Origin of the sequence: Rhizobium sp. BR 317, from assembly GCF_047445835.1 — a bacterium.
GTDB lineage: Bacteria > Pseudomonadota > Alphaproteobacteria > Rhizobiales > Rhizobiaceae > Rhizobium > Rhizobium paranaense.
In genome coordinates this window covers 91062-108657 of sequence record NZ_JARWLB010000017.1, presented here as the reverse complement: position 1 = coordinate 108657, position 17596 = coordinate 91062, and the positions used below count along the sequence as shown (strand labels likewise).

Sequence of the window (17596 nt, the reverse complement as noted above, 5' to 3'; positions counted from 1 at the left end):
ATATCTGCCATCGGGACCCTGGTTTTGCCTCAGGCGAAGGCCCAAATATAGAACGAGCCGCGGGAAAAGGTGTTGGGTCGCCACGACCTGAAACAGGAGTCCGTCATGACCGTTTTCGGCAAAATCGCGTTCGGCTGCGCTGTCAGCCTCGTTTTGCTGTCGCCGCCAGATCTCGCCAATGCGGCCTCGAACAGCCCGAAGATGGGCCTTCCACCCCCGAGGGTTGGGCCTACGGTTTGCGACAGTCGCGGCTGCTTCGGCTTTGGCTCGCAGCAATGGTATCGCCCGCCGGGCTATCCCATTCCCTATACGCCGCGCAGCCTCGATAGGAATCGCTTTGACAATCCTCGGGTCTATAACCCGCCGCGCTACAATTATGTCCCGCCGAAAACCGACTATGAGGCGCCGGTCAACAATCGCACCCGGCATCAGATATGGTGCGCCGAACGCTATCGGACCTACAATCCCGGCACCAATCTCTACACCACCCTTCACCATGGGTTCCAGACCTGCCGCTCTCCCTACAATTGAATGGGAGGGCCTCTGGCGCCGTTTTTGCCGCGGAGCACATCTATTCGCCTTGTCTATATGAGTAAGCGAAAATAAATCGCTTGCTTTTCTCGCGACTTGGGCGGTCCCTATGATGTCGCCGCTTCCACAAGGTCGCGCGCGAAGCAAGGAGCCCAAAATGGCAAAGGGTCAATTGAGAAGTAGTCGCGAAGCGCGAAAACCCAAGAAGGGCAAGATCGTCGCTGTAAAGCAGCAGCCGGGCTCTCTGGTCAGGCAGGCTACCAGCACGGTCAGCCTTGGCAGGAAAGATAAGTGACGGAGCGAAGGCGCGCCGGCGGGCCGCCTTCTCACATGTCAGCCGGTGCAATGTCGGCCGGCGCGCCAGGGAGGTGCGCCGGAGAGCGCTGTGGTCAGCTTTCCAGCGACCCACGGTCCGTATGGCCGAGATCGCGGTCGGGATCGATGATATCGCGCACCCGCTGCTTCAGCTCCTTTGGACCGGGGAAGCCGCCGTCGCGCTTGCGCTCCCACAGCAGCTCGCCGTCGATACGGATTTCGAAATTGCCGCCGGTGCCGGGGATCAGCGCCACTTCGCCCACGCTGTCGCTGAAGGTTTGCAGCAGCTCCTGCGCCATCCAGCCGGCGCGCAGCAGCCAGTTGCATTGCGTACAATAGAGAATGGTGATGCGCGGCTTGTCGGTCATCGCTGGGATTCCTTGTTGTTTGCTGACATTTAGGCTCAACTTTATTCGGCCGCAAGCCGGGCTCTTGCGTCGTCGTTCCGCCCATGCTCATCTTTGCCCGAATTATTTTCGGGGTTCATGAGAATGCAGGTCGCAATCGTCGAAAACATGAAAAAAACGCCGCTCGGCGCCCTCGGCATCGCGCTGGAGGAGGCGGGAGCGGAGATCGAATGGTTCCGCGCATGGGACGGCGAGGGGCTTCCGGAGGATCTAACGGTGTTTGATGCGCTGGTCGTGCTCGGCGGCGAGCAGAATGCCCGCGACGACGAGACTCACCCCTATCTGCCGGAGCTGGCAAGGCTCATGCGCCGGTTCGAAGAGGCCGACAAGGCCGTGCTCGGCATCTGCCTTGGCAGTCAGCTTCTGGCGCGCGCCTATGAGGCCGAAAACCTCATCGGCGCAGCCCAGGAATTCGGCTGGAAAACGGTCGGCGTCACCGAAGAAGGCAAGGCCGATCCGCTTCTATCCGAACTCGGCGACGATTTCACCATCTTCCAATGGCATTCGGACACGTTTTCGCTGCCGGCCGGCGCCGTGCGCCTCGCCACCAATGCGGTGACCGGGAACCAGGCCTTCCGCATCGGCCGCGCAACCTACGGCACGCAGTTCCATTTCGAGGCCAATACCGCCGTCGTCGAAGGCTGGCGGACGGAGTTCAAGACATCGATCGAGCGCAATGAGCCCGGCTGGCTGGAGCGCTATGCCGAGATTGCCGCACAGCATGCGCCGGCGGCTGAGATCGCCGGGCTGGCGATCGCCCGGGCCTGGGTGAGGACGATTGGTGCTGAGGCGAAGCTGCAGGCGGCGTCTTAGAGCAATTCCAGGAAAAGTGCGTAGCGGTTTTCCGTCCGGAATTGCGTGAAAACAAAGAGATAGAGCGGTTCAATCGGCTAGCGCATCTATTGCGGCTCTCCATTGCCGGAAGCGATCTGTGCCGCCCCGCCTACGGCGTTGCGGAATGCGTCATCGAAGCTGACGCCGCGGATTCGCCAGTGATGGATTTTTCCATTTTCCATCATCGACCAATCGGCGACCCAGCCGAGATCCTTGTCGCTCCAGACGAGCGAACCCGCCAGGGCGACATCGCCGCCGATGGTTTTGGCCAAGGCATCGAGTTCTTGCTGTGCCGTCCCCGCCAAACCGGTTGTGGCGATACCCCGGCTGACCAGCATTGCCTTGTTGGGCACAATGATTGCCATGGCAAGCGGTCTGGCGGCCGCTTCGAAAGCGTCGATCATATAAGGGCTTTCGTCACCGTCGCGGGTCAGCACGAAAGTGCGTCGCGCATCGCGTACGACCAGGAAAATCGCGAGTTTCGGGCGCGGTGACAGCCATGGCTTGTGCCCGAGCGTAGACAGCAATTGATCGATGGTATCGGGCATGTAGATGCAAGTGAGGTCCTGCGGCCGGTCGTGGGTGCCTTGCTCGTCATGGATCGGCGTACCTTCCAGGCGATCGCGATAGCTGTAGGTCGCGACGAAGGAGCCGGCGTGCGGCAGCATCGCTTGAAAGGCATTCTCCGTCGTCACACGCTGATCGCCGCTGACCCTGATAAGTACCCGCCCCAGGCAATCCTTGAAGCCGAGTTCGCGATTGACGGCGCCAGTGCCGGTAACGATTGCCTGCGCTTGGTAAAGCCGGCTGTGATCATCGGCGTGAGCGACGGCTGCCTCGTTGATGACTGCGAGAGCGAAGGCGATGGCAATCGATCGTGGTTTCAACATCGGGACATCTCCGAACGCTGCCATGGTGTCGTGAAAACAAGCGGCAGGCAATGTCAGATTATGACGGCCGAGCGACGTTGACGATGGCTTTGACAACGGCGTCAAGGCCACTAGATTTCATAGAAACCGGAGGAGGCGAGATCATGACCCAGCCAGAATTACCCTGGGAAGGCGGATGCCGTTGCGGGCAGATACGAATCAAGGTCAGCGCCAAGCCACTATTGACCATGGCCTGTCACTGCACTGGCTGCCAGCACATGTCATCCAGCGCCTATTCGCTGAGCGTCGCGATCCCGAGCGAAGGTTTCGAAGTCACGCATGGCGAACCTGTTATCGGCGGGATGCACGACGAAAACCTCAAGCATTATTTCTGCCCCTATTGCATGAGCTGGATGTTCACCCGCCTGGAAGGATTCGACTGGTTCGTGAACCTGCGCCCGACCATGCTCGACGATCCCCGCTGGTTCACGCCTTTCGTCGAGACCTGGACAAGAGAAAAATTGCCCTGGGTGACGACCCCTGCGGTTCACAGCTATGCCGCGCTGCCCGAGATGAATGAGTATGAGGGGCTGATCAAGGAGTATGGCGCGGGAAACTGAGAGATCAGAAGCCCTGGAAAAGAAAGTCGGTCGCGGCGGTAATCTGATCGCCGTGCGAACTCAGATCGGTGATCAACTCCCCGATCTCGGTGCGCGGTATTGCCGCCATCAGTTGGGTCGCCATGATGTAAGGCTTGCCAGCGATAGTGAATTGCGGATTGAGCCTTGCCATTGGTGTCGACACATCTTCTGCGCGAAGCAGAGGCGCCATCATCCGTGTGCTCAGCCTCTCCAACAAGTCAGACTGAAGATCCAGCGCGAGAGCTCGACTTTGCTTGAGGCCATAGACATGGAACCTTGCCATCAGAACTGCCGATACTTTCCAAACGGCAGACCATGTTTTTCAACATAGGCATTGGCTTGTTCGATTGCCTTAGCATTTTCCAGAAGCCATAGGCGCTCGCGCTCAGCCTTGATGGCGCGCGCTATGCCATCTTCGGCCGCACGCGAGATATTGATTTTCAATTCGCGGGCATCTGCGATAAGGCTCTCGTCCAGAGACAAGTTTGCGGCTTTGCGCGTCGTTTGAGCCATGGGCGTTCCTCAAATTATGCGCAAACTATATGCGCATAATTCTTTATTGAGAAGCCCTCACTCGTCGCCCATCTTCAGCGCAGCGATAAACGCTTCCTGCGGGATTTCGACCTTGCCGAACTGCCGCATGCGCTTCTTGCCTTCCTTCTGCTTGTCGAGCAGCTTGCGCTTGCGGGTGGCGTCGCCGCCGTAGCACTTGGCGGTCACGTCCTTGCGCAGTGCCTTCACTGTCTCGCGGGCGATGATGCGCCCGCCGATGGCGGCCTGGATCGGGATCTGGAACATGTGCTGCGGGATCAGGTCCTTCAGCTTCTCGCACATGACGCGGCCGCGCTTTTCGGCGGCGGAGCGGTGCACGAGCATCGAGAGCGCGTCCACCGGCTCGGCATTGACGAGGATCGACATCTTGACGAGATCGCTCTCGCGGTAGTCGGTCAGGCTGTAGTCGAAGGAGGCATAGCCCTTGGAGATCGACTTCAGGCGATCGTAGAAGTCGAAGACGACTTCGTTGAGCGGCAGGTCGTAGGTGATCATGGCGCGGTTGCCGACATAAGTCAGCTCGGTCTGAATACCGCGGCGGTCCTGGCAGAGCTTCAGGATCGAACCGAGATAATCGTCCGGCGTCAGGATCGTCGCCTTGATCCACGGTTCGCGGAATTCGGAAATCTTGACGACGTCGGGCATGTCGGCCGGATTGTGCAGCTCGATCTCGGTGCCGTCGGTCATGGTGAGCTGATAGACGACGGAAGGCGCCGTCGCGATCAGGTCGAGATTGAATTCGCGTTCCAGGCGTTCCTGGATGATTTCCAAATGCAGCAGGCCGAGGAAGCCGCAGCGGAAGCCGAAGCCGAGAGCGGCCGAGGATTCCATTTCAAAGGAGAAGCTGGCGTCGTTGAGGCGCAGCTTGCCCATGGCCGAGCGCAGGTCTTCGAATTCGGCGGCATCGACCGGGAAGAGGCCGCAGAACACGACAGGCTGCGCCGGCTTGAAGCCCGGCAGCGGCTCGGCGGTCGGGCGCTTGTCCTCGGTAATGGTGTCGCCGACACGGGTGTCGGCCACTTCCTTGATCGAGGCGGTGATAAAGCCGATCTCGCCGGGGCCGAGGCTGTCGACGGCCACCATCTTCGGCGTGAGAACGCCGACACGCTCGATCTGATACTTCGCGTCCGTGCCCATCATGCGGATGGTCTGGCCCTTGGTCAGCGTGCCGTCGATGATGCGCACGAGAACCATGACGCCGAGATAGGTGTCGTACCAGCTATCGACCAGCAGCGCCTTCAGTGGCGCCTTTTCGCCGCCCGCGCTCTTCGGCGCCGGCAGCTTGTGCACGATGGCTTCGAGAACGTCGGGAATGCCGAGGCCGGTCTTGGCCGAGATCAGCACGGCGTCGGAGGCGTCGATGCCGATCACTTCCTCGATCTGTTCCTTGATGCGGTCAGGTTCGGCCGCCGGCAGGTCGATCTTGTTGAGGACGGTGACGAGTTCGTGGTTGTTGTCGATCGCCTGATAGACGTTGGCAAGCGTCTGCGCCTCGACACCCTGCGACGCATCGACCACCAGCAGCGAGCCTTCGCAGGCCGACAGCGAGCGCGAGACTTCATAGGCGAAGTCGACGTGTCCGGGCGTGTCGATCAGATTGAGGATGTAGGTTTCGCCGTTGTTCGCCTTGTAGTGCAGGCGCACGGTCTGGGCCTTGATGGTGATGCCGCGCTCGCGCTCGATCTCCATATTGTCCAGCACCTGCTCCGACATCTCGCGTTCGGCAAGGCCGCCCGTCGTCTGAATCAGGCGGTCGGCCAGCGTCGATTTGCCGTGGTCGATATGGGCCACGATCGAGAAGTTGCGGATATGCGAAAGCGGAGTGGTGGAATTGGTGCTCATGCGCGCCATATAGCAGCGCCGCCCCGCGCCGCAAAGCGGAAAAGCAGGGTTTTGTTAGGGATATCCGCATGCCCAAGAGCATTTGGGGGTGCTGCCGCGATCGGGGGCCTTACCCGGCTTGATTCCATCATTTGATCGTGTATTTCTTCTATGATAGAATTTTGGTGAAGATGATGGAACATGATCTCGAAAGCGCCATTGGCGCACGCATCAAAGAGTTGCGGATTGCCCGCGGCCTGACCCTGGATGAGCTGGCGACCGCTTCGGCCGTCAGCCGTGCAATGATCTCGCGCATCGAGCGGGCAGAGGCGAGCCCGACGGCTTCCTTGCTCGCTCGGCTCTGCGCGGCACTCGGCCTGTCGCTTTCCGCCTTCTTCGCCGAGGAGGAAAAGGACGTGTCGCCGCTCGCCCGCCGCAACGATCAGCCGGTCTGGCGTGATCCGGAAACCGGCTATGTCCGCCGGGCTGTCTCCCCGGCTGGCACGCAATCGCCCGTGGATCTCGTCGAGGTCAGCTTTCCCGCCGGCGCCCGCGTCAGCTTTCCACCCAATGCCGCGAGCCGCGGGATGAGCCAGCATGTCTGGCTGTTCGAAGGCGAAATGGAAATGACGGTCGGCGAGACCGTGCATCGCCTCATGCCCGGCGACTGCCTGTTCATGGGCATCGGCGACGGCCACGTTTTTTATAATCCGGGCGACAAGCCGGCGCGTTACTGCGTCGTCCTCGATCGGCCCCGGTCATAATCGAGGATATTTTCATGCCCGATATTCATCTTCTTTCCGCCTCCGAAGCCCGCGCCGTCTCCGCCGATCTCTGCGAGGTGCTTGCCGATTGCGTCAATGGCGGCGCTTCCGTCGGTTTCATGCAGCCCTATAGACCCGATGATGCTTCACCCTATTGGCGTGATGTGGCCGACAGCGTCGAGGCGGGTGCGACGCTTCTGCTCGTTGCGGTCATCGAGGGCAAGATCGTCGGCACCGTCCAGGTCGGCGCCGCGCAGATGCCGAACCAGCCACATCGCGGCGACCTGAAGAAATTGCTGGTGCATCGCCGCGCCCGCGGCAAGGGCCTTGCCCGGCTGTTGATGGAAGCGGCCGAGCGCGAGGCGGTAAGGTTTGGGAAGACCTTGCTGGTGCTCGACACGGCAACCGGCAGCGATGCCGAAGCTATCTATCCGCGCCTCGGCTGGCAGCGTGTCGGCGTCATCCCCGATTATGCAATGTGGCCCGAGGGCGGGCTCTGCGACACGACTATCTTCTACAAGCGCATCGCGGCTTGAGCGCGATCGGCATTGTCACTGTGAAAATACCGCAAGGGCGTCTTCCAGCCTCGATCCTGGCGCCCAATGCATTGCCTTCCAGCCGAATTGCCGCGCGGCTTCTATGTTGGCGGGGTAGTCGTCGATGAAGGCGATCTCGTCCGGCGCAATGCCGACGCGCTCGGTCGCCAGGCGAAAGAATTCGGGCGCGGGCTTCTGGTATCCCAGCATGGCGGAATAGAAGATGCCGTCGAAATAGGAGGAAAGTTCGAGCGTTTCCATCAGATAGGCGGCGCGGCGATGCTCCTGGTTGGTCGCCAGATACATCGGAATGCCCTTTGCCCTGAGCGCGGCGAGATCGGCGAGCAGGGTCCGGTTCAGGCCGGAATCGTTCGCGAACCAATAGTCGATCAGCGTTGCGGCGCTGAGCCCGGGTGCGATTTTCTCCAGAACGCTGGCAAGCCGCGGTTCGAGATCATCGCGGCCGGTAACGACATCGCTCCAATGGGTTTTGAAGAATTCTTCCTGAAGCACATCGAGCCGCAGCCCGAGATCGCGTTCCAGATAGGTGCAGTAATGCAGGCCATCGTCGGGTCGGCCATGCACCAGCACGCCATCGACATCCACCATCAGAACTTTCATGCGGCGCGAATCTCCCAGTTGACTGAAAGGCCTGCGGAAGGTGGCGTTGTTTTTCCGGACGATCAAGAGTGCGGGCGGTTCTTTTTTCCGTCCTTCAACCCGTGTAAGCCTATGCACCAAAGAAGAAACTTAGCCGGCGACAGGAGGCTGCCATGCGCGTCATCTATTCGGAAGACCACAAGCTGAGGGACGCCAAAACCGAGCTGCATGATGGCCAGCTCGTGACGCCTTTCGAAGCGCCGTTTCGCGCCGAATGGATTCTGGCGGCGGTGAAGGAGGCGGGTTTCACCGATGTCGTTCCACCCGAGACGCATGGGCTGGAAACTGCGCGCAAGGTACATGGTCCGGCCTATCTCGATTTCCTGGGAACAGTATGGGAGCGCTGGGTCGCGGCCGGTTACAAGGGTGAGGCGATCGCCAATTCCTTTCCGGTGCGGCGCACCAGCCAGCGCGTGCCGGAAAACATCGTCGGCATGATCGGCCATTATGCCAACGCCGCCGATACCTCGATCACCAAGGGTTCCTATGAGGCGGCCGTGGCATCGATGCGCTGCGCATTGACGGGCGCCGATTGGCTCCATGCCGGCAATCGCCTTGCCTTCGCGCTCTGCCGCCCGCCTGGCCATCACGCTGGCTTCGATCTCTTCGGCGGCTATTGCTTCATCAACAATGCCGCCGTCGCCGCGCAGCGGCTGCGCGACCACGGCGCGAAGAAAGTGGCCGTGCTCGACGTCGATTTCCATCATGGCAACGGCACGCAGGATATCTTCTATCGGCGCGGCGATGTCTTCACCGCGTCGCTGCACGGCGACCCCATCCATGCCTTCCCCTATTTTCTCGGTCATGCCGACGAGGAGGGCGAAGGCGAAGGGCTGGGGACGAACCGCAATTACCCCATGCCGCGCGGCACGACCTGGGAACAATGGTCGGCAGCGCTTGCCGATGCTCTCAGCGGCATCAAGGATTTCGGTGCAGAGGCGATCGTGCTTTCGCTTGGCGTCGATACGTTCGAGCGCGATCCAATTTCCTTCTTCAAGCTGACTTCGGAGGATTTCATTCGCATGGGCAAGCTCGTTGCCAGTGCCGGCCTGCCGGTTTTGACCTGCATGGAAGGTGGCTACGGCGTGCCGGAAATCGGCCTGAACGTCGCCAATGTGCTGAAGGGCCTGGAAGCCTGAAAAGGTCTTGCATCAAAGCGCCTGATCGCAGGATGAAAAGTTTGAATTTGCCAGCATACGGCGAGACCTCTAAAAAGTCCGCGTGATGGGAGAGGTCATGGATCAGACGCTTATCGAAAGTGGTACGGATGGCGGCGCGGCGCTGATGCCGCATCCGGATGTTGCGCCATCCTCCGGCGGCATTGCTGCCGGAGTGCTCATGTGCGTGATGTCCATGTGCAGCATCCAGTTCGGCTCGGCCTTGTCGTCTCCGATCATCAACGCCTACGGACCGGTCGGCGCGACGTGGCTGCGGCTCGTCTTCGCGTCAGCCGCATTGGCGATCATCGTCCGGCCGAAGATCATGAGCTACAGCCGCTCGCAATGGATCAGCGTGCTGGCACTTGGCACCGTATCGGCGTTGATGACGGCTTCCTTCTTTTCGGCGATTGCGCGCATTCCGTTGGGTCTTGCCGTCGCCATAGATTTTCTCGGGCCTCTGCTCGTCGCGACCCTCGGCTTCGGGCTGAGCCGTCAGCTTCTTTGGCCTGTCTTCGCCGGCATCGGCGTTCTGCTATTGGCCTATGACGGCGAAGAATGGATCGGCAATCTGCCGGGCATCCTCTTTGCCTGTGGTGCGGGGGTGGGCTGGGCCTGCTACATCCTGTTGACGAAGAAGGTCGGCAAAGCCTTCAAGGGCCTCGAAGGGCTTTCCATGTCGCTGCTGGTGGCGGCGGTCGTTTCGACACCCTTCGGCTTTGCTTCCGCCGCCCCTCATCTGACGGCCTCTGGCCTCTTTGAAATAGCCGGTCTGGCGCTGCTCGTTCCGCTTCTCCCCTATGTGCTGGAAATGGTCGCGCTGCGGCGCATGCCGACCTCATCCTTCGGCATCCTCATGAGTCTCGAGCCCGCCATCGCTGCCGTTGCCGGCTTCGTTATCCTGTTGCAACCGATGACAGCATCGCAAATGTTCGGCACGGCGCTCGTCGTCACCGCCAGCATCGGGGCAACGATTTTCGCCACCAAAAGGTGAGCGCAAGGCGCATCGCGATCTCTTGGCTTCGCTCCTTGAGGCTTATACTTGCGCGACCCTCTATCGCTCCTACTCCCACGGTTGTATAATTCTCCGGGGAAAGCGTCGTGGGGTTTTGAACTCGTTATCAAGGGAGGATACCTTGCCTAGATCATCGTTGTTCCTGTCATTAGCGCTGGCTGTCGGCCTGTCCGTCACATCAATAGCCGTGCCGACCGTCGCAAGCGCACAGACGCACGTCTCCATCAGCGTCGGCACCAATCTCAATAGAGGCAGAGGGATTAGCTGCAGCCAAGGCGAGAGGCTGCTCCGCAACCGCGGTTTTAGGGACATCAGGCGGATCGACTGCCGTGGTCGTATCTTCGTTTATCGTGCCTGGAGGGGCGGTAACCGGTTCGAGGTTAGCGTACGGCAACGCGATGGCCGCGTTGTGGATATGCACCGCATCAATAGACGGCGATAGTGCCAAGAAGGTGAGCTTGCCCGGTTTTGGCGCAGAGCTGGCGCGGACGCCACCACGATGGTTGGTGGCGTCTGCCATCGAATTCCACACTCTCGTGGGGTGCGCGTTAAACCGTCTTCTTCGCGGGATCGTCGAGCGCCGGATTATAGAAGAGCGATAGCGTCAGGCTCTTGGCGATGCGTTCGGCCGTGGCCATGAACCAGGCCCTGGCTTCGTCCGAGGGTGCTATGTCGGCAAGTGTTTCGGAAAACAGCGCCAGCCATTCCGGAAAGAGATCGGCCGCCATGCCTTCGACGCCGAGATGAGCTTGCACCGGCTTGCCGCCATAGGCGCCGTTCTTGAAAGCGACGGACGACCAGAAGCGTTTCATCTTCTCCATATGGTCCGGCCAGCGGCCGGCAAGACGCCCGTCAAAAACCGGGCCGAGCCTGGGATGCGCCTGAACGCGGCCGTAGAAGGTTTCGACAAGTCGGTCGATGAAGGCGGCATCGATGCCGATGCGCTGCATCTCGGCTTCGGCCCTCTCACGAATGCCAGCCATATGAGCGGCGCGGCCCTGTATGTCACTGTCCATGTGATGCTCCTGCCGCCGCGCAGACTTGGCGCAGATACGGCGTTGTCGATCCCTTATCTAAGCATTTTCATGGCGCAACCAAGGTGTCATGCCGCCGTTGCGGCAATCTGTCAAAGTGGCGGTTGGTTCAGCCCTGTCTGAAAAGCACATCGCGGCTTTGGGGATCGTGCCTTAGTGCTTGACCCGTATGATCGGCCACTTTAGATTAGAATAATTCTAAAGATGGAGATTCTTAATGTTGCTCGGGTTTTTCCGCTCGCCCAAACGTTCCTTTGCCTCTTTGACCGAACAGGAAATTCTCGCCATTGCCATCGCCTCGGAAGAAGACGATGCGCGCATCTATCTCGCCTATGCCGACATTCTGAGAGCCAATTATCCTGACTCCGCCAAGGTGTTCGAGGACATGGCCGAAGTCGAAGACACCCATCGCAAGACGCTGATCGACATGCACCGCAAGCGTTTCGGCGAGCGCATCCCGCTGATCCGGCGCGAACATGTCAGCGGTTTCTACGAACGCAAGCCGGACTGGCTGCGCAAGAACCTGTCGCTCGAATCCATCCGTGCCGAAGCCGAGGGCATGGAGCAGCAGGCCTACAATTTTTATGTCGAGGCCGGCAAGCGGGTTGCCGATGCCTCGACACGCCAGCTTCTCGGCGATCTGGCCTTGGCGGAACAAGGGCATGAAGACATTGCCCGTATGCTCGGCGACAAGCACACGCCGCAATCGGTGAAGGAAGAAGAAGACGCTGATGCCCGCCGCAAATTCGTGCTGACCTATGTGCAGCCGGGCCTTGCCGGCCTGATGGACGGCTCCGTCTCGACGCTTGCGCCGATCTTCGCCGCCGCCTTTGCGACCCAGCAGACATGGCAAACCTTCCTCGTCGGTCTCTCGGCTTCCGTCGGTGCCGGCATTTCCATGGGTTTCACCGAAGCCGCCCATGACGACGGCAAGATTTCCGGGCGCGGCTCGCCGATCAAGCGCGGTTTTGCCTGCGGCGTCATGACGGCGCTCGGCGGATTGGGTCACGCGCTTCCCTATCTCATTCCGGATTTCTGGACGGCCACCATCACCGCCGCCATCGTTGTCTTCTTCGAGCTTTGGGCGATCGCCTTCATTCAGAACAAATATATGGAGACGCCGTTCCTCCGCGCCGCCTTCCAAGTCGTCGTCGGCGGTTCCCTGGTGCTTGCCGCAGGTATACTGATCGGAAATGGGTAAGATGCGAGGGTAAGGACAAACCCACCATCACGAAATGTTAAAATTCGGAACGCCCCTGGGTGCCACCGGTTAGCCCCACGAGGCCGCTCTTGGCCTCGTTTGGAAACCCAAGGAGATAATCCAATGGCAAACCAAGGTGGAACCCACGATCAGCACGTCAAGGCTGGCCAGCAGAGCCATAAGAACATGAATGACAAGGCCCGTAGCGCTTCGTCTTCCGATTCACGCGAGCAGCAATCGAGCGGTATGCGTGATGGCAACCATGAGCAGCATGTCAAGGCCGGTCAGCAAAGCCGCAAGAATCACTAGTCAATGACGATTCAATTTGTCCATGCCTGAAGGGTAGGGACCGTTCTAATCATTTCCGGAAAAACAGAAGGCCGGCAGGTCTGCCGGCCTTCTGTATGAATTCTGCTTTTGGGCTGCTTACTTGACTGCACCGACCAGAACGTCGTTGCCGTTTTCGATGGTGACCCAGCGGCCGGCATTGTAGCTCGCCTGGCGCTTCAGATAGGAATAGGGGGTCTGGTACCAGACCTTCACCTCGTCATCGAGATTGTCGAGAATGAAGTCGCCCTGGTCGGTACGCAATGTCAGCACGGCATGGCCCTCGCCATCGGGCTTGCGCACGACCGTCATCAGAAGATTGGCGGCGGAAATGCCCTTCTGCATCAGAAGCCTGCGCTTCAGAAGCGCGAAATCTTCGCAATCGCCAGCCGTCTTCGGATATTCCCAATATTCTTCCTGGCCGTAGACTTCCATGTCGGTGGCGGGCGTGATGGTCTTGTTGACGCGCAGGTTGATCTGGTTGACCAGCGCCCAGGTGGAGGCGTTCATATCGACCGGGCCGGCATTGCGTGTCGGGCCGCATTCGTCGGTATGGCGCTCGCAAAATTCGTAGTGCCCAATCGGCTGCGACGTGACGCCGCCGATGGTCATCGAAGCGGTGTTCTGGGGGGCCGGCATGGCCGACGACGACATCGCAACTATAGCTGCGAAGGCTACGAATACGCCCTTAATACGCACGCCCACTTTTCCTTGTATCGTCCCTGCATTTGTTAACAAATTGTTAATGTAAGGGGGCGCGCCAAGTCAATCGTTACTTAAGTGTTAACAGCGGAACCAGCCTTTATGGTTAATTTCAGCACAATCAAGAGGCTAGCTGCCATAATTCAATGCCTCTTTTGATTAGCGGACGCACACGAATTCTACCCCGCGGGCGGGGCCATCCGCAGGTTCTCTCAAAGGCTATCTATATGTTTTTATGGATGATTGTGGAGCGCCAGCGTCTCGGCGGCGGTCAATATGCGCTCGATATCCTGTGGCCGGGACAGCCGATGATCGCCATCGCGCACAAGTGTTAACACGACGTCGTCCGCCGGCAAATGTTCGACCAATTTTAACGAATGCGCAAAAGGCACATCCTCATCCTGCATGCCCTGCAGGATATGAACCGGGCAGCCAGTTTCGATGATGCCGGTCAAGACGCGGTTGGCGCGGCCATCCTCGATGAGTGCGCGGGTAAAGATATTCGGCTCGGGACTATATTCCGAAGGCTCCTCGAAATAGCCGCGTTCGGCAAGCGATCTCCGTTCGATGTCGGAAAGGTTCGGCTCGATGAGGTCGATGGTGAAGTCCGGGGCGGGAGCAATCAGCACAAGGCCCTGGATAATCGGCGCCTTCTTGCGCTTGCGCAGTTCCTGGATGAGCCTCAGCGCGATCCAGCCGCCCATGGACGAGCCGACGAGGACGACGTGCTTCGGCTTGGCGTAGTCGATGACGGCAAGCGCCTCTTCCAGCCAACGCGAGATTGTTCCTTCGGTGAAGACGCCGCCGGATTGGCCGTGGCCCGAATAATCGAACCGGATGCAGCCGTGGCCCAGCCGTTCGGCCAGAGCGTCGAGCTCCAGCGCCTTGGTACCGCTCATGTCGGAACGATAGCCGGAGAGCCACATAAACGTCGCGCCTTTTGCACCCTTCCTGGCGGCGCGCAATTGCACGGCAATCTGCCGTTGATCGCCGACGCTGCCCACGGAAACAAAGGTCGGTTCAAGATTGGCTAAGGCTTCGGACATCGGAAACTCCCGGAATTTTGTGCTCTATAAAGCAGATTCGCGCGCGGGTAACCGCAAAAATCCTTCCCGTTTCTGAAGAAGGCTTATGCGTTATTTTGCGAAGTTGCTGTGTCCTTTGCGCATCTTGCGGCTGCGCAGCACAGTTATGGTACGCGGGAGGTGATTTTTTCCTGGCGGCATGCTATTGACTTCGCCACAGCTTTTACGACATTTCCGTCAGTTGCGCCGACGGGAGCGAGAGGCTGCAGCAAATCCGAAACAATTCGTGGAGAGTACGACCATTCGCAGACCCTTTAAAGCCGACGCGCCCGTAAAGGACGGGCCGCGTTCCAACAGGGAAATTCGCATTCCCAAAGTTCAGCTCATCACGGCTGACGGCCAGAATATGGGCATCGTCCCGACCGACCAGGCGTTGAGAATGGCAGAGGAGGCCGGTCTCGATCTGGTAGAGATTTCCCCCAATGCTGAACCGCCTGTGTGCAAGATCCTCGATCTGGGCAAGCTGAAATATGCCAATCAGAAGAAGGCCGCCGAGGCGCGCAAGAAGCAGAAGATCGTCGAAGTCAAAGAAATCAAGATGCGTCCCAACATCGACACCCATGACTATGAGGTGAAGATGAAGGCGATCGGCCGTTTCTTCGAAGAAGGCGACAAGGTGAAGGTGACCTTGAAGTTCCGCGGCCGTGAAATGGCCCACCAGGAACTCGGCATGAAGCTTCTCCAGCAGGTCAAGGAAGATACGCTCGAGATCGCCAAGGTAGAGGCCGAGCCCAAGCTCGAAGGCCGCCAGATGATGATGGTGCTTGCGCCGAAGTGAGGCGCGAGTGAGGTAGAGGCCGGAGCCGTCCGATTGGGCGGCTTTTTCCTTTTGTGGTGCCAGGTTGACGCCTGTCATCGATCTGCAAAAGAATCCCCGCCGTGCCCGTTGCACTTATGGGCGACTGCGGTTATAAGCGCGCGTCCGAACTGACCGGCAGGGCATGCCGTGGCAGTTCAGAATGCTGGCGGAGCGGTTCGTCACCGGATCCGCCGTTCAACAACAAACGCTCCGGCACCTTGTTGCAGCCCGGCCTGGCCGGATCTGTGGGAAGGGCTTTTAGCAAAGCGCGCCAGGAAGCATCGAAGGAGTAGCAAAATGCCCAAGATGAAGACGAAGTCGTCTGCCAAGAAGCGGTTCAAGATCACCGCGTCCGGCAAGGTCAAGGCAGCCGCTGCTGGCAAGCGCCACGGCATGATCAAGCGTACCAACAAGTTCATTCGCGACGCCCGCGGCACCATGGTTCTCGCAGAACCGGATGGCCGTAAGGTTGTCAAGAACTACTTGCCGAACGGTCTCTAAGACTATTCGTAACGCTATAGACTATAGGAGATCATGAAATGGCACGCGTAAAAAGAGGCGTTACCGCCCACGCCAAGCACAAGAAGGTTCTGAAGCAGGCCAAGGGCTTCTACGGCCGCCGCAAGAACACCATCCGTACCGCCAAGGCCGCTGTCGACCGTTCCAAGCAGTACGCTTACCGCGACCGCAAGGTTAACAAGCGCAATTTCCGCGCTCTCTGGATCCAGCGCATCAACGCTGCCGTCCGCGAATTCGGCCTGACCTATGGCCGCTTCATCGACGGTCTGAACAAGGCTGGCATCGAAGTCGACCGCAAGGTTCTCTCCGACATGGCGATCCATGAGCCGGAAGCTTTCGGCGCGCTCGTTGTCGCCTCCAAGAAGGCCCTGGAGTACCTCAAGGACGCCGGCACGAAGAACGAATTCGAAGCTGTTGTAAGCTAACACCGCTTCGCACGTAGTTCGTGTATTCATTGCAAACCCGCGCCGGTAAAACCGGTGCGGGTTTTGTGTTTGCAGCAGGCGCGATCGGCTTATGTGGCCTGGTCAAAGCGTGCGCCGCCGGAGGCGGCGGCCGAACTTCGGCACATGAGCCGCTTTCTTGGCGGGTTTTTGTCATTTGCCCGGTTGATTGGCCGCGTGCACATGGGTAGTGATCTGCAGCGCTTCATCGTTGCCACCAGCTATCTGATGTATGTGTTCACCAATTATTCTGCGGAATAGCGGCGCGGTGAGCCCGCCCTCCGCAAGGCAGGACAAGATGACGGAACTCGATACTCTTGAAACCCAACTCATGGCCGACGTGGCCGCTGCCACGGACGAGCAGGCGATCGAAGCCGTCAGGGTGTCCGCTCTCGGCAAGAAGGGCTCGGTTTCAGAACTGTTGAAGACGCTAGGCAGCATGTCGCCGGAAGAGCGGCAGACGCGGGGCGCGGCAATCAATGCGCTGAAGAATTCGGTGACCGACGCCATCAACGCCCGCAAGGGCGCGCTGCGCGATGCCGCGATTGATGCCAAGCTGAAGGCGGAGACGCTGGACGTCAGCCTGCCGGTGCGTTCTTCGCCGGCCGAACGCGGCCGCATCCATCCGATCAGCCAGATCGTTGACGAAATCACGGCCATCTTCGGCGACATGGGCTTCTCGATTGCCGAAGGTCCTGATGTCGAGACCGACTATTATAACTTCACGGCGCTGAACTTCCCGGAAGGGCACCCCGCCCGCGAGATGCACGACACCTTCTTCTTCCAGCCGGACGAGAATGGTGAGCGCAAGGTGCTACGCACGCACACCTCGCCGGTGCAGGTTCGCACCATGGAAGCGCAGAAGCCGCCGATCCGCATCATCATTCCCGGCAAGACCTATCGCCAGGATAGTGACGCCACGCACTCGCCGATGTTCCACCAAGTCGAAGGCCTTGTCATCGACAAGACGGCGAATGTCGCCAATATCCGTTGGGTGCTGGAAGAATTCTGCAAGACCTTCTTCGAGGTCGACAATGTGACGATGCGGTTCCGCCCATCCTTCTTCCCGTTCACGGAACCGTCCTTCGAGGTCGATATCCAGTGCGACCGCTCCGGTCCAATCGTCAAGTTCGGCGAAGGCACCGACTGGATGGAAATCCTCGGCTGCGGCATGGTGCATCCGAACGTGCTGCGCTACGGCGGCCTCGATCCGGACGAATATCAGGGCTTTGCCTGGGGCATGGGCCTCGACCGCATCGCCATGCTGAAATACGGCATGCCCGACCTGCGCGACTTCTTCAACGCCGACGTCCGCTGGATGAACCACTATGGCTTCCGCCCACTCGACATGCCGACACTGTTCGGCGGTTTGAGCGTGTAAGGA

At 59.6% G+C, this 17596-nt stretch carries 25 protein-coding genes; 15 read left to right on the top strand and 10 right to left on the bottom strand.

Annotated features, from left to right (window positions below):
• Window positions 1-105 precede the first annotated feature (105 nt).
• On the top strand, window positions 106-531 hold the full coding sequence (locus tag QD357_RS23770) for a BA14K family protein (RefSeq protein WP_107107019.1): 426 nt from the start codon (window positions 106-108) through the stop codon (window positions 529-531).
• A 157-nt stretch (window positions 532-688) separates the two neighbouring features.
• Entirely contained in the window at window positions 689-826 is a 138-nt protein-coding gene (locus QD357_RS23765; protein ID WP_183938659.1) for a hypothetical protein, read from the top strand.
• 94 nt (window positions 827-920) lie between these two features.
• Here QD357_RS23765 and QD357_RS23760 read toward each other — a convergent pair whose 3' ends face one another.
• Window positions 921-1214, bottom strand: a complete 294-nt coding sequence (locus QD357_RS23760) for a SelT/SelW/SelH family protein (protein ID WP_028750867.1) — start codon at window positions 1212-1214, stop codon at window positions 921-923.
• 123 nt (window positions 1215-1337) lie between these two features.
• Between QD357_RS23760 and QD357_RS23755 the strand changes: the two genes are divergently transcribed.
• Window positions 1338-2066, top strand: coding sequence for a type 1 glutamine amidotransferase (locus tag QD357_RS23755; protein WP_107106669.1), 729 nt, complete (start codon window positions 1338-1340; stop codon window positions 2064-2066).
• An 86-nt stretch (window positions 2067-2152) separates the two neighbouring features.
• Here QD357_RS23755 and QD357_RS23750 read toward each other — a convergent pair whose 3' ends face one another.
• Entirely contained in the window at window positions 2153-2977 is an 825-nt protein-coding gene (locus tag QD357_RS23750) for a DUF2066 domain-containing protein (RefSeq protein WP_181315988.1), read from the bottom strand.
• A 143-nt stretch (window positions 2978-3120) separates the two neighbouring features.
• Here QD357_RS23750 and QD357_RS23745 point away from each other — a divergent pair, with 143 nt between their 5' ends.
• Entirely contained in the window at window positions 3121-3576 is a 456-nt protein-coding gene (locus QD357_RS23745; RefSeq protein ID WP_107106671.1) for a GFA family protein, read from the top strand.
• Window positions 3577-3580: 4 nt separating this feature from the next.
• Here QD357_RS23745 and QD357_RS23740 read toward each other — a convergent pair whose 3' ends face one another.
• The 3 genes from QD357_RS23740 to lepA are packed head-to-tail and all read right to left on the bottom strand — an operon-like array spanning window position 3581 to window position 6000.
• Complete coding sequence (locus QD357_RS23740) at window positions 3581-3880, bottom strand: CcdB family protein (RefSeq protein ID WP_107106672.1); 300 nt, start codon at window positions 3878-3880, stop codon at window positions 3581-3583.
• Window positions 3880-4110 (bottom strand): type II toxin-antitoxin system CcdA family antitoxin, encoded by a 231-nt coding sequence (locus tag QD357_RS23735; protein ID WP_107106673.1) that lies wholly within the window; start codon window positions 4108-4110, stop codon window positions 3880-3882. The genes QD357_RS23740 and QD357_RS23735 overlap by 1 nt, the downstream gene beginning before the upstream one ends.
• Window positions 4111-4167: 57 nt before the next feature.
• Complete coding sequence (lepA, locus tag QD357_RS23730) at window positions 4168-6000, bottom strand: translation elongation factor 4 (RefSeq protein ID WP_107106674.1); 1833 nt, start codon at window positions 5998-6000, stop codon at window positions 4168-4170.
• Window positions 6001-6164: 164 nt separating this feature from the next.
• On the opposite strand from lepA, the gene QD357_RS23725 reads away from it, so the two are divergent.
• Together QD357_RS23725 and QD357_RS23720 are read left to right on the top strand one after the other, a co-directional pair.
• Window positions 6165-6734 (top strand): helix-turn-helix domain-containing protein, encoded by a 570-nt coding sequence (locus QD357_RS23725; protein ID WP_107107020.1) that lies wholly within the window; start codon window positions 6165-6167, stop codon window positions 6732-6734.
• A gap of 14 nt (window positions 6735-6748) precedes the next feature.
• Entirely contained in the window at window positions 6749-7270 is a 522-nt protein-coding gene (locus QD357_RS23720) for a GNAT family N-acetyltransferase (protein ID WP_107106675.1), read from the top strand.
• 15 nt (window positions 7271-7285) lie between these two features.
• Here the strand turns inward: QD357_RS23720 and QD357_RS23715 are convergent, their stop codons facing one another.
• Complete coding sequence (locus QD357_RS23715) at window positions 7286-7891, bottom strand: HAD-IA family hydrolase (RefSeq protein ID WP_107106676.1); 606 nt, start codon at window positions 7889-7891, stop codon at window positions 7286-7288.
• Window positions 7892-8043: 152 nt separating this feature from the next.
• Here QD357_RS23715 and QD357_RS23710 point away from each other — a divergent pair, with 152 nt between their 5' ends.
• The gene (locus QD357_RS23710; protein ID WP_107106677.1) at window positions 8044-9069 is read left to right on the top strand and encodes a histone deacetylase family protein; all 1026 of its coding nucleotides are present in this window, start codon (window positions 8044-8046) and stop codon (window positions 9067-9069) included.
• A gap of 97 nt (window positions 9070-9166) precedes the next feature.
• Window positions 9167-10081 (top strand): EamA family transporter, encoded by a 915-nt coding sequence (locus QD357_RS23705; RefSeq protein WP_107106678.1) that lies wholly within the window; start codon window positions 9167-9169, stop codon window positions 10079-10081.
• A 199-nt stretch (window positions 10082-10280) separates the two neighbouring features.
• On the opposite strand, the gene QD357_RS23700 is transcribed toward QD357_RS23705, so the two are convergent.
• Window positions 10281-10622, bottom strand: coding sequence for a hypothetical protein (locus QD357_RS23700; RefSeq protein ID WP_181315989.1), 342 nt, complete (start codon window positions 10620-10622; stop codon window positions 10281-10283).
• Between the two features lie 28 nt (window positions 10623-10650).
• Window positions 10651-11118, bottom strand: a complete 468-nt coding sequence (locus tag QD357_RS23695; RefSeq protein WP_107106679.1) for a group III truncated hemoglobin — start codon at window positions 11116-11118, stop codon at window positions 10651-10653.
• 235 nt (window positions 11119-11353) lie between these two features.
• Between QD357_RS23695 and mbfA the strand changes: the two genes are divergently transcribed.
• Entirely contained in the window at window positions 11354-12337 is a 984-nt protein-coding gene (mbfA, locus tag QD357_RS23690; RefSeq protein WP_107106680.1) for an iron exporter MbfA, read from the top strand.
• 123 nt (window positions 12338-12460) lie between these two features.
• A complete protein-coding gene (locus QD357_RS23685) occupies window positions 12461-12646 on the top strand; it encodes a hypothetical protein (protein WP_107106681.1) in 186 nt (61 codons plus the stop codon).
• Between the two features lie 117 nt (window positions 12647-12763).
• On the opposite strand, the gene QD357_RS23680 is transcribed toward QD357_RS23685, so the two are convergent.
• Together QD357_RS23680 and QD357_RS23675 are read right to left on the bottom strand one after the other, a co-directional pair.
• On the bottom strand, window positions 12764-13363 hold the full coding sequence (locus tag QD357_RS23680) for a transglutaminase-like cysteine peptidase (protein ID WP_107106682.1): 600 nt from the start codon (window positions 13361-13363) through the stop codon (window positions 12764-12766).
• 236 nt (window positions 13364-13599) lie between these two features.
• A complete protein-coding gene (locus tag QD357_RS23675; protein WP_107106683.1) occupies window positions 13600-14412 on the bottom strand; it encodes an alpha/beta hydrolase in 813 nt (270 codons plus the stop codon).
• Between the two features lie 280 nt (window positions 14413-14692).
• Here QD357_RS23675 and infC point away from each other — a divergent pair, with 280 nt between their 5' ends.
• The 5 genes from infC (at window position 14693) to pheS (ending at window position 17593) form a co-directional block, all read left to right on the top strand.
• Window positions 14693-15229 (top strand): translation initiation factor IF-3, encoded by a 537-nt coding sequence (gene infC, locus QD357_RS23670; protein WP_181315998.1) that lies wholly within the window; start codon window positions 14693-14695, stop codon window positions 15227-15229.
• 318 nt (window positions 15230-15547) lie between these two features.
• Window positions 15548-15751 carry a 50S ribosomal protein L35 gene (rpmI, locus tag QD357_RS23665; RefSeq protein WP_028750884.1) on the top strand — a complete coding sequence of 68 codons (204 nt, stop codon included), beginning with the start codon at window positions 15548-15550 and terminating at the stop codon, window positions 15749-15751.
• 38 nt (window positions 15752-15789) lie between these two features.
• Window positions 15790-16194: a 50S ribosomal protein L20 gene (gene rplT / locus QD357_RS23660; RefSeq protein WP_107106685.1), complete on the top strand. Its 405-nt coding sequence runs from the start codon at window positions 15790-15792 to the stop codon at window positions 16192-16194.
• 69 nt (window positions 16195-16263) lie between these two features.
• The gene (locus QD357_RS23655) at window positions 16264-16473 is read left to right on the top strand and encodes a hypothetical protein (RefSeq protein ID WP_107106686.1); all 210 of its coding nucleotides are present in this window, start codon (window positions 16264-16266) and stop codon (window positions 16471-16473) included.
• Window positions 16474-16510: 37 nt separating this feature from the next.
• Window positions 16511-17593, top strand: coding sequence for a phenylalanine--tRNA ligase subunit alpha (gene pheS / locus QD357_RS23650; RefSeq protein ID WP_107106687.1), 1083 nt, complete (start codon window positions 16511-16513; stop codon window positions 17591-17593).
• Window positions 17594-17596: the final 3 nt, after the last annotated feature.

Bases quoted from the DNA above. Each gene is read 5' to 3' on its own strand.
- QD357_RS23770 (WP_107107019.1), top strand. From the start codon at position 106: ATGACCGTTTTCGGCAAAATCGCGTTCGGCTGCGCTGTCAGCCTCGTT.
- QD357_RS23765 (WP_183938659.1), top strand. From the start codon at position 689: ATGGCAAAGGGTCAATTGAGAAGTAGTCGCGAAGCGCGAAAACCCAAG.
- QD357_RS23760 (WP_028750867.1), bottom strand. From the start codon at position 1,214: ATGACCGACAAGCCGCGCATCACCATTCTCTATTGTACGCAATGCAAC.
- QD357_RS23755 (WP_107106669.1), top strand. From the start codon at position 1,338: ATGCAGGTCGCAATCGTCGAAAACATGAAAAAAACGCCGCTCGGCGCC.
- QD357_RS23750 (WP_181315988.1), bottom strand. From the start codon at position 2,977: ATGTTGAAACCACGATCGATTGCCATCGCCTTCGCTCTCGCAGTCATC.
- QD357_RS23745 (WP_107106671.1), top strand. From the start codon at position 3,121: ATGACCCAGCCAGAATTACCCTGGGAAGGCGGATGCCGTTGCGGGCAG.
- QD357_RS23740 (WP_107106672.1), bottom strand. From the start codon at position 3,880: ATGGCAAGGTTCCATGTCTATGGCCTCAAGCAAAGTCGAGCTCTCGCG.
- QD357_RS23735 (WP_107106673.1), bottom strand. From the start codon at position 4,110: ATGGCTCAAACGACGCGCAAAGCCGCAAACTTGTCTCTGGACGAGAGC.
- lepA (WP_107106674.1), bottom strand. From the start codon at position 6,000: ATGGCGCGCATGAGCACCAATTCCACCACTCCGCTTTCGCATATCCGC.
- QD357_RS23725 (WP_107107020.1), top strand. From the start codon at position 6,165: ATGGAACATGATCTCGAAAGCGCCATTGGCGCACGCATCAAAGAGTTG.
- QD357_RS23720 (WP_107106675.1), top strand. From the start codon at position 6,749: ATGCCCGATATTCATCTTCTTTCCGCCTCCGAAGCCCGCGCCGTCTCC.
- QD357_RS23715 (WP_107106676.1), bottom strand. From the start codon at position 7,891: ATGAAAGTTCTGATGGTGGATGTCGATGGCGTGCTGGTGCATGGCCGA.
- QD357_RS23710 (WP_107106677.1), top strand. From the start codon at position 8,044: ATGCGCGTCATCTATTCGGAAGACCACAAGCTGAGGGACGCCAAAACC.
- QD357_RS23705 (WP_107106678.1), top strand. From the start codon at position 9,167: ATGGATCAGACGCTTATCGAAAGTGGTACGGATGGCGGCGCGGCGCTG.
- QD357_RS23700 (WP_181315989.1), bottom strand. From the start codon at position 10,622: ATGGCAGACGCCACCAACCATCGTGGTGGCGTCCGCGCCAGCTCTGCG.
- QD357_RS23695 (WP_107106679.1), bottom strand. From the start codon at position 11,118: ATGGACAGTGACATACAGGGCCGCGCCGCTCATATGGCTGGCATTCGT.
- mbfA (WP_107106680.1), top strand. From the start codon at position 11,354: ATGTTGCTCGGGTTTTTCCGCTCGCCCAAACGTTCCTTTGCCTCTTTG.
- QD357_RS23685 (WP_107106681.1), top strand. From the start codon at position 12,461: ATGGCAAACCAAGGTGGAACCCACGATCAGCACGTCAAGGCTGGCCAG.
- QD357_RS23675 (WP_107106683.1), bottom strand. From the start codon at position 14,412: ATGTCCGAAGCCTTAGCCAATCTTGAACCGACCTTTGTTTCCGTGGGC.
- rpmI (WP_028750884.1), top strand. From the start codon at position 15,548: ATGCCCAAGATGAAGACGAAGTCGTCTGCCAAGAAGCGGTTCAAGATC.
- rplT (WP_107106685.1), top strand. From the start codon at position 15,790: ATGGCACGCGTAAAAAGAGGCGTTACCGCCCACGCCAAGCACAAGAAG.
- pheS (WP_107106687.1), top strand. From the start codon at position 16,511: ATGACGGAACTCGATACTCTTGAAACCCAACTCATGGCCGACGTGGCC.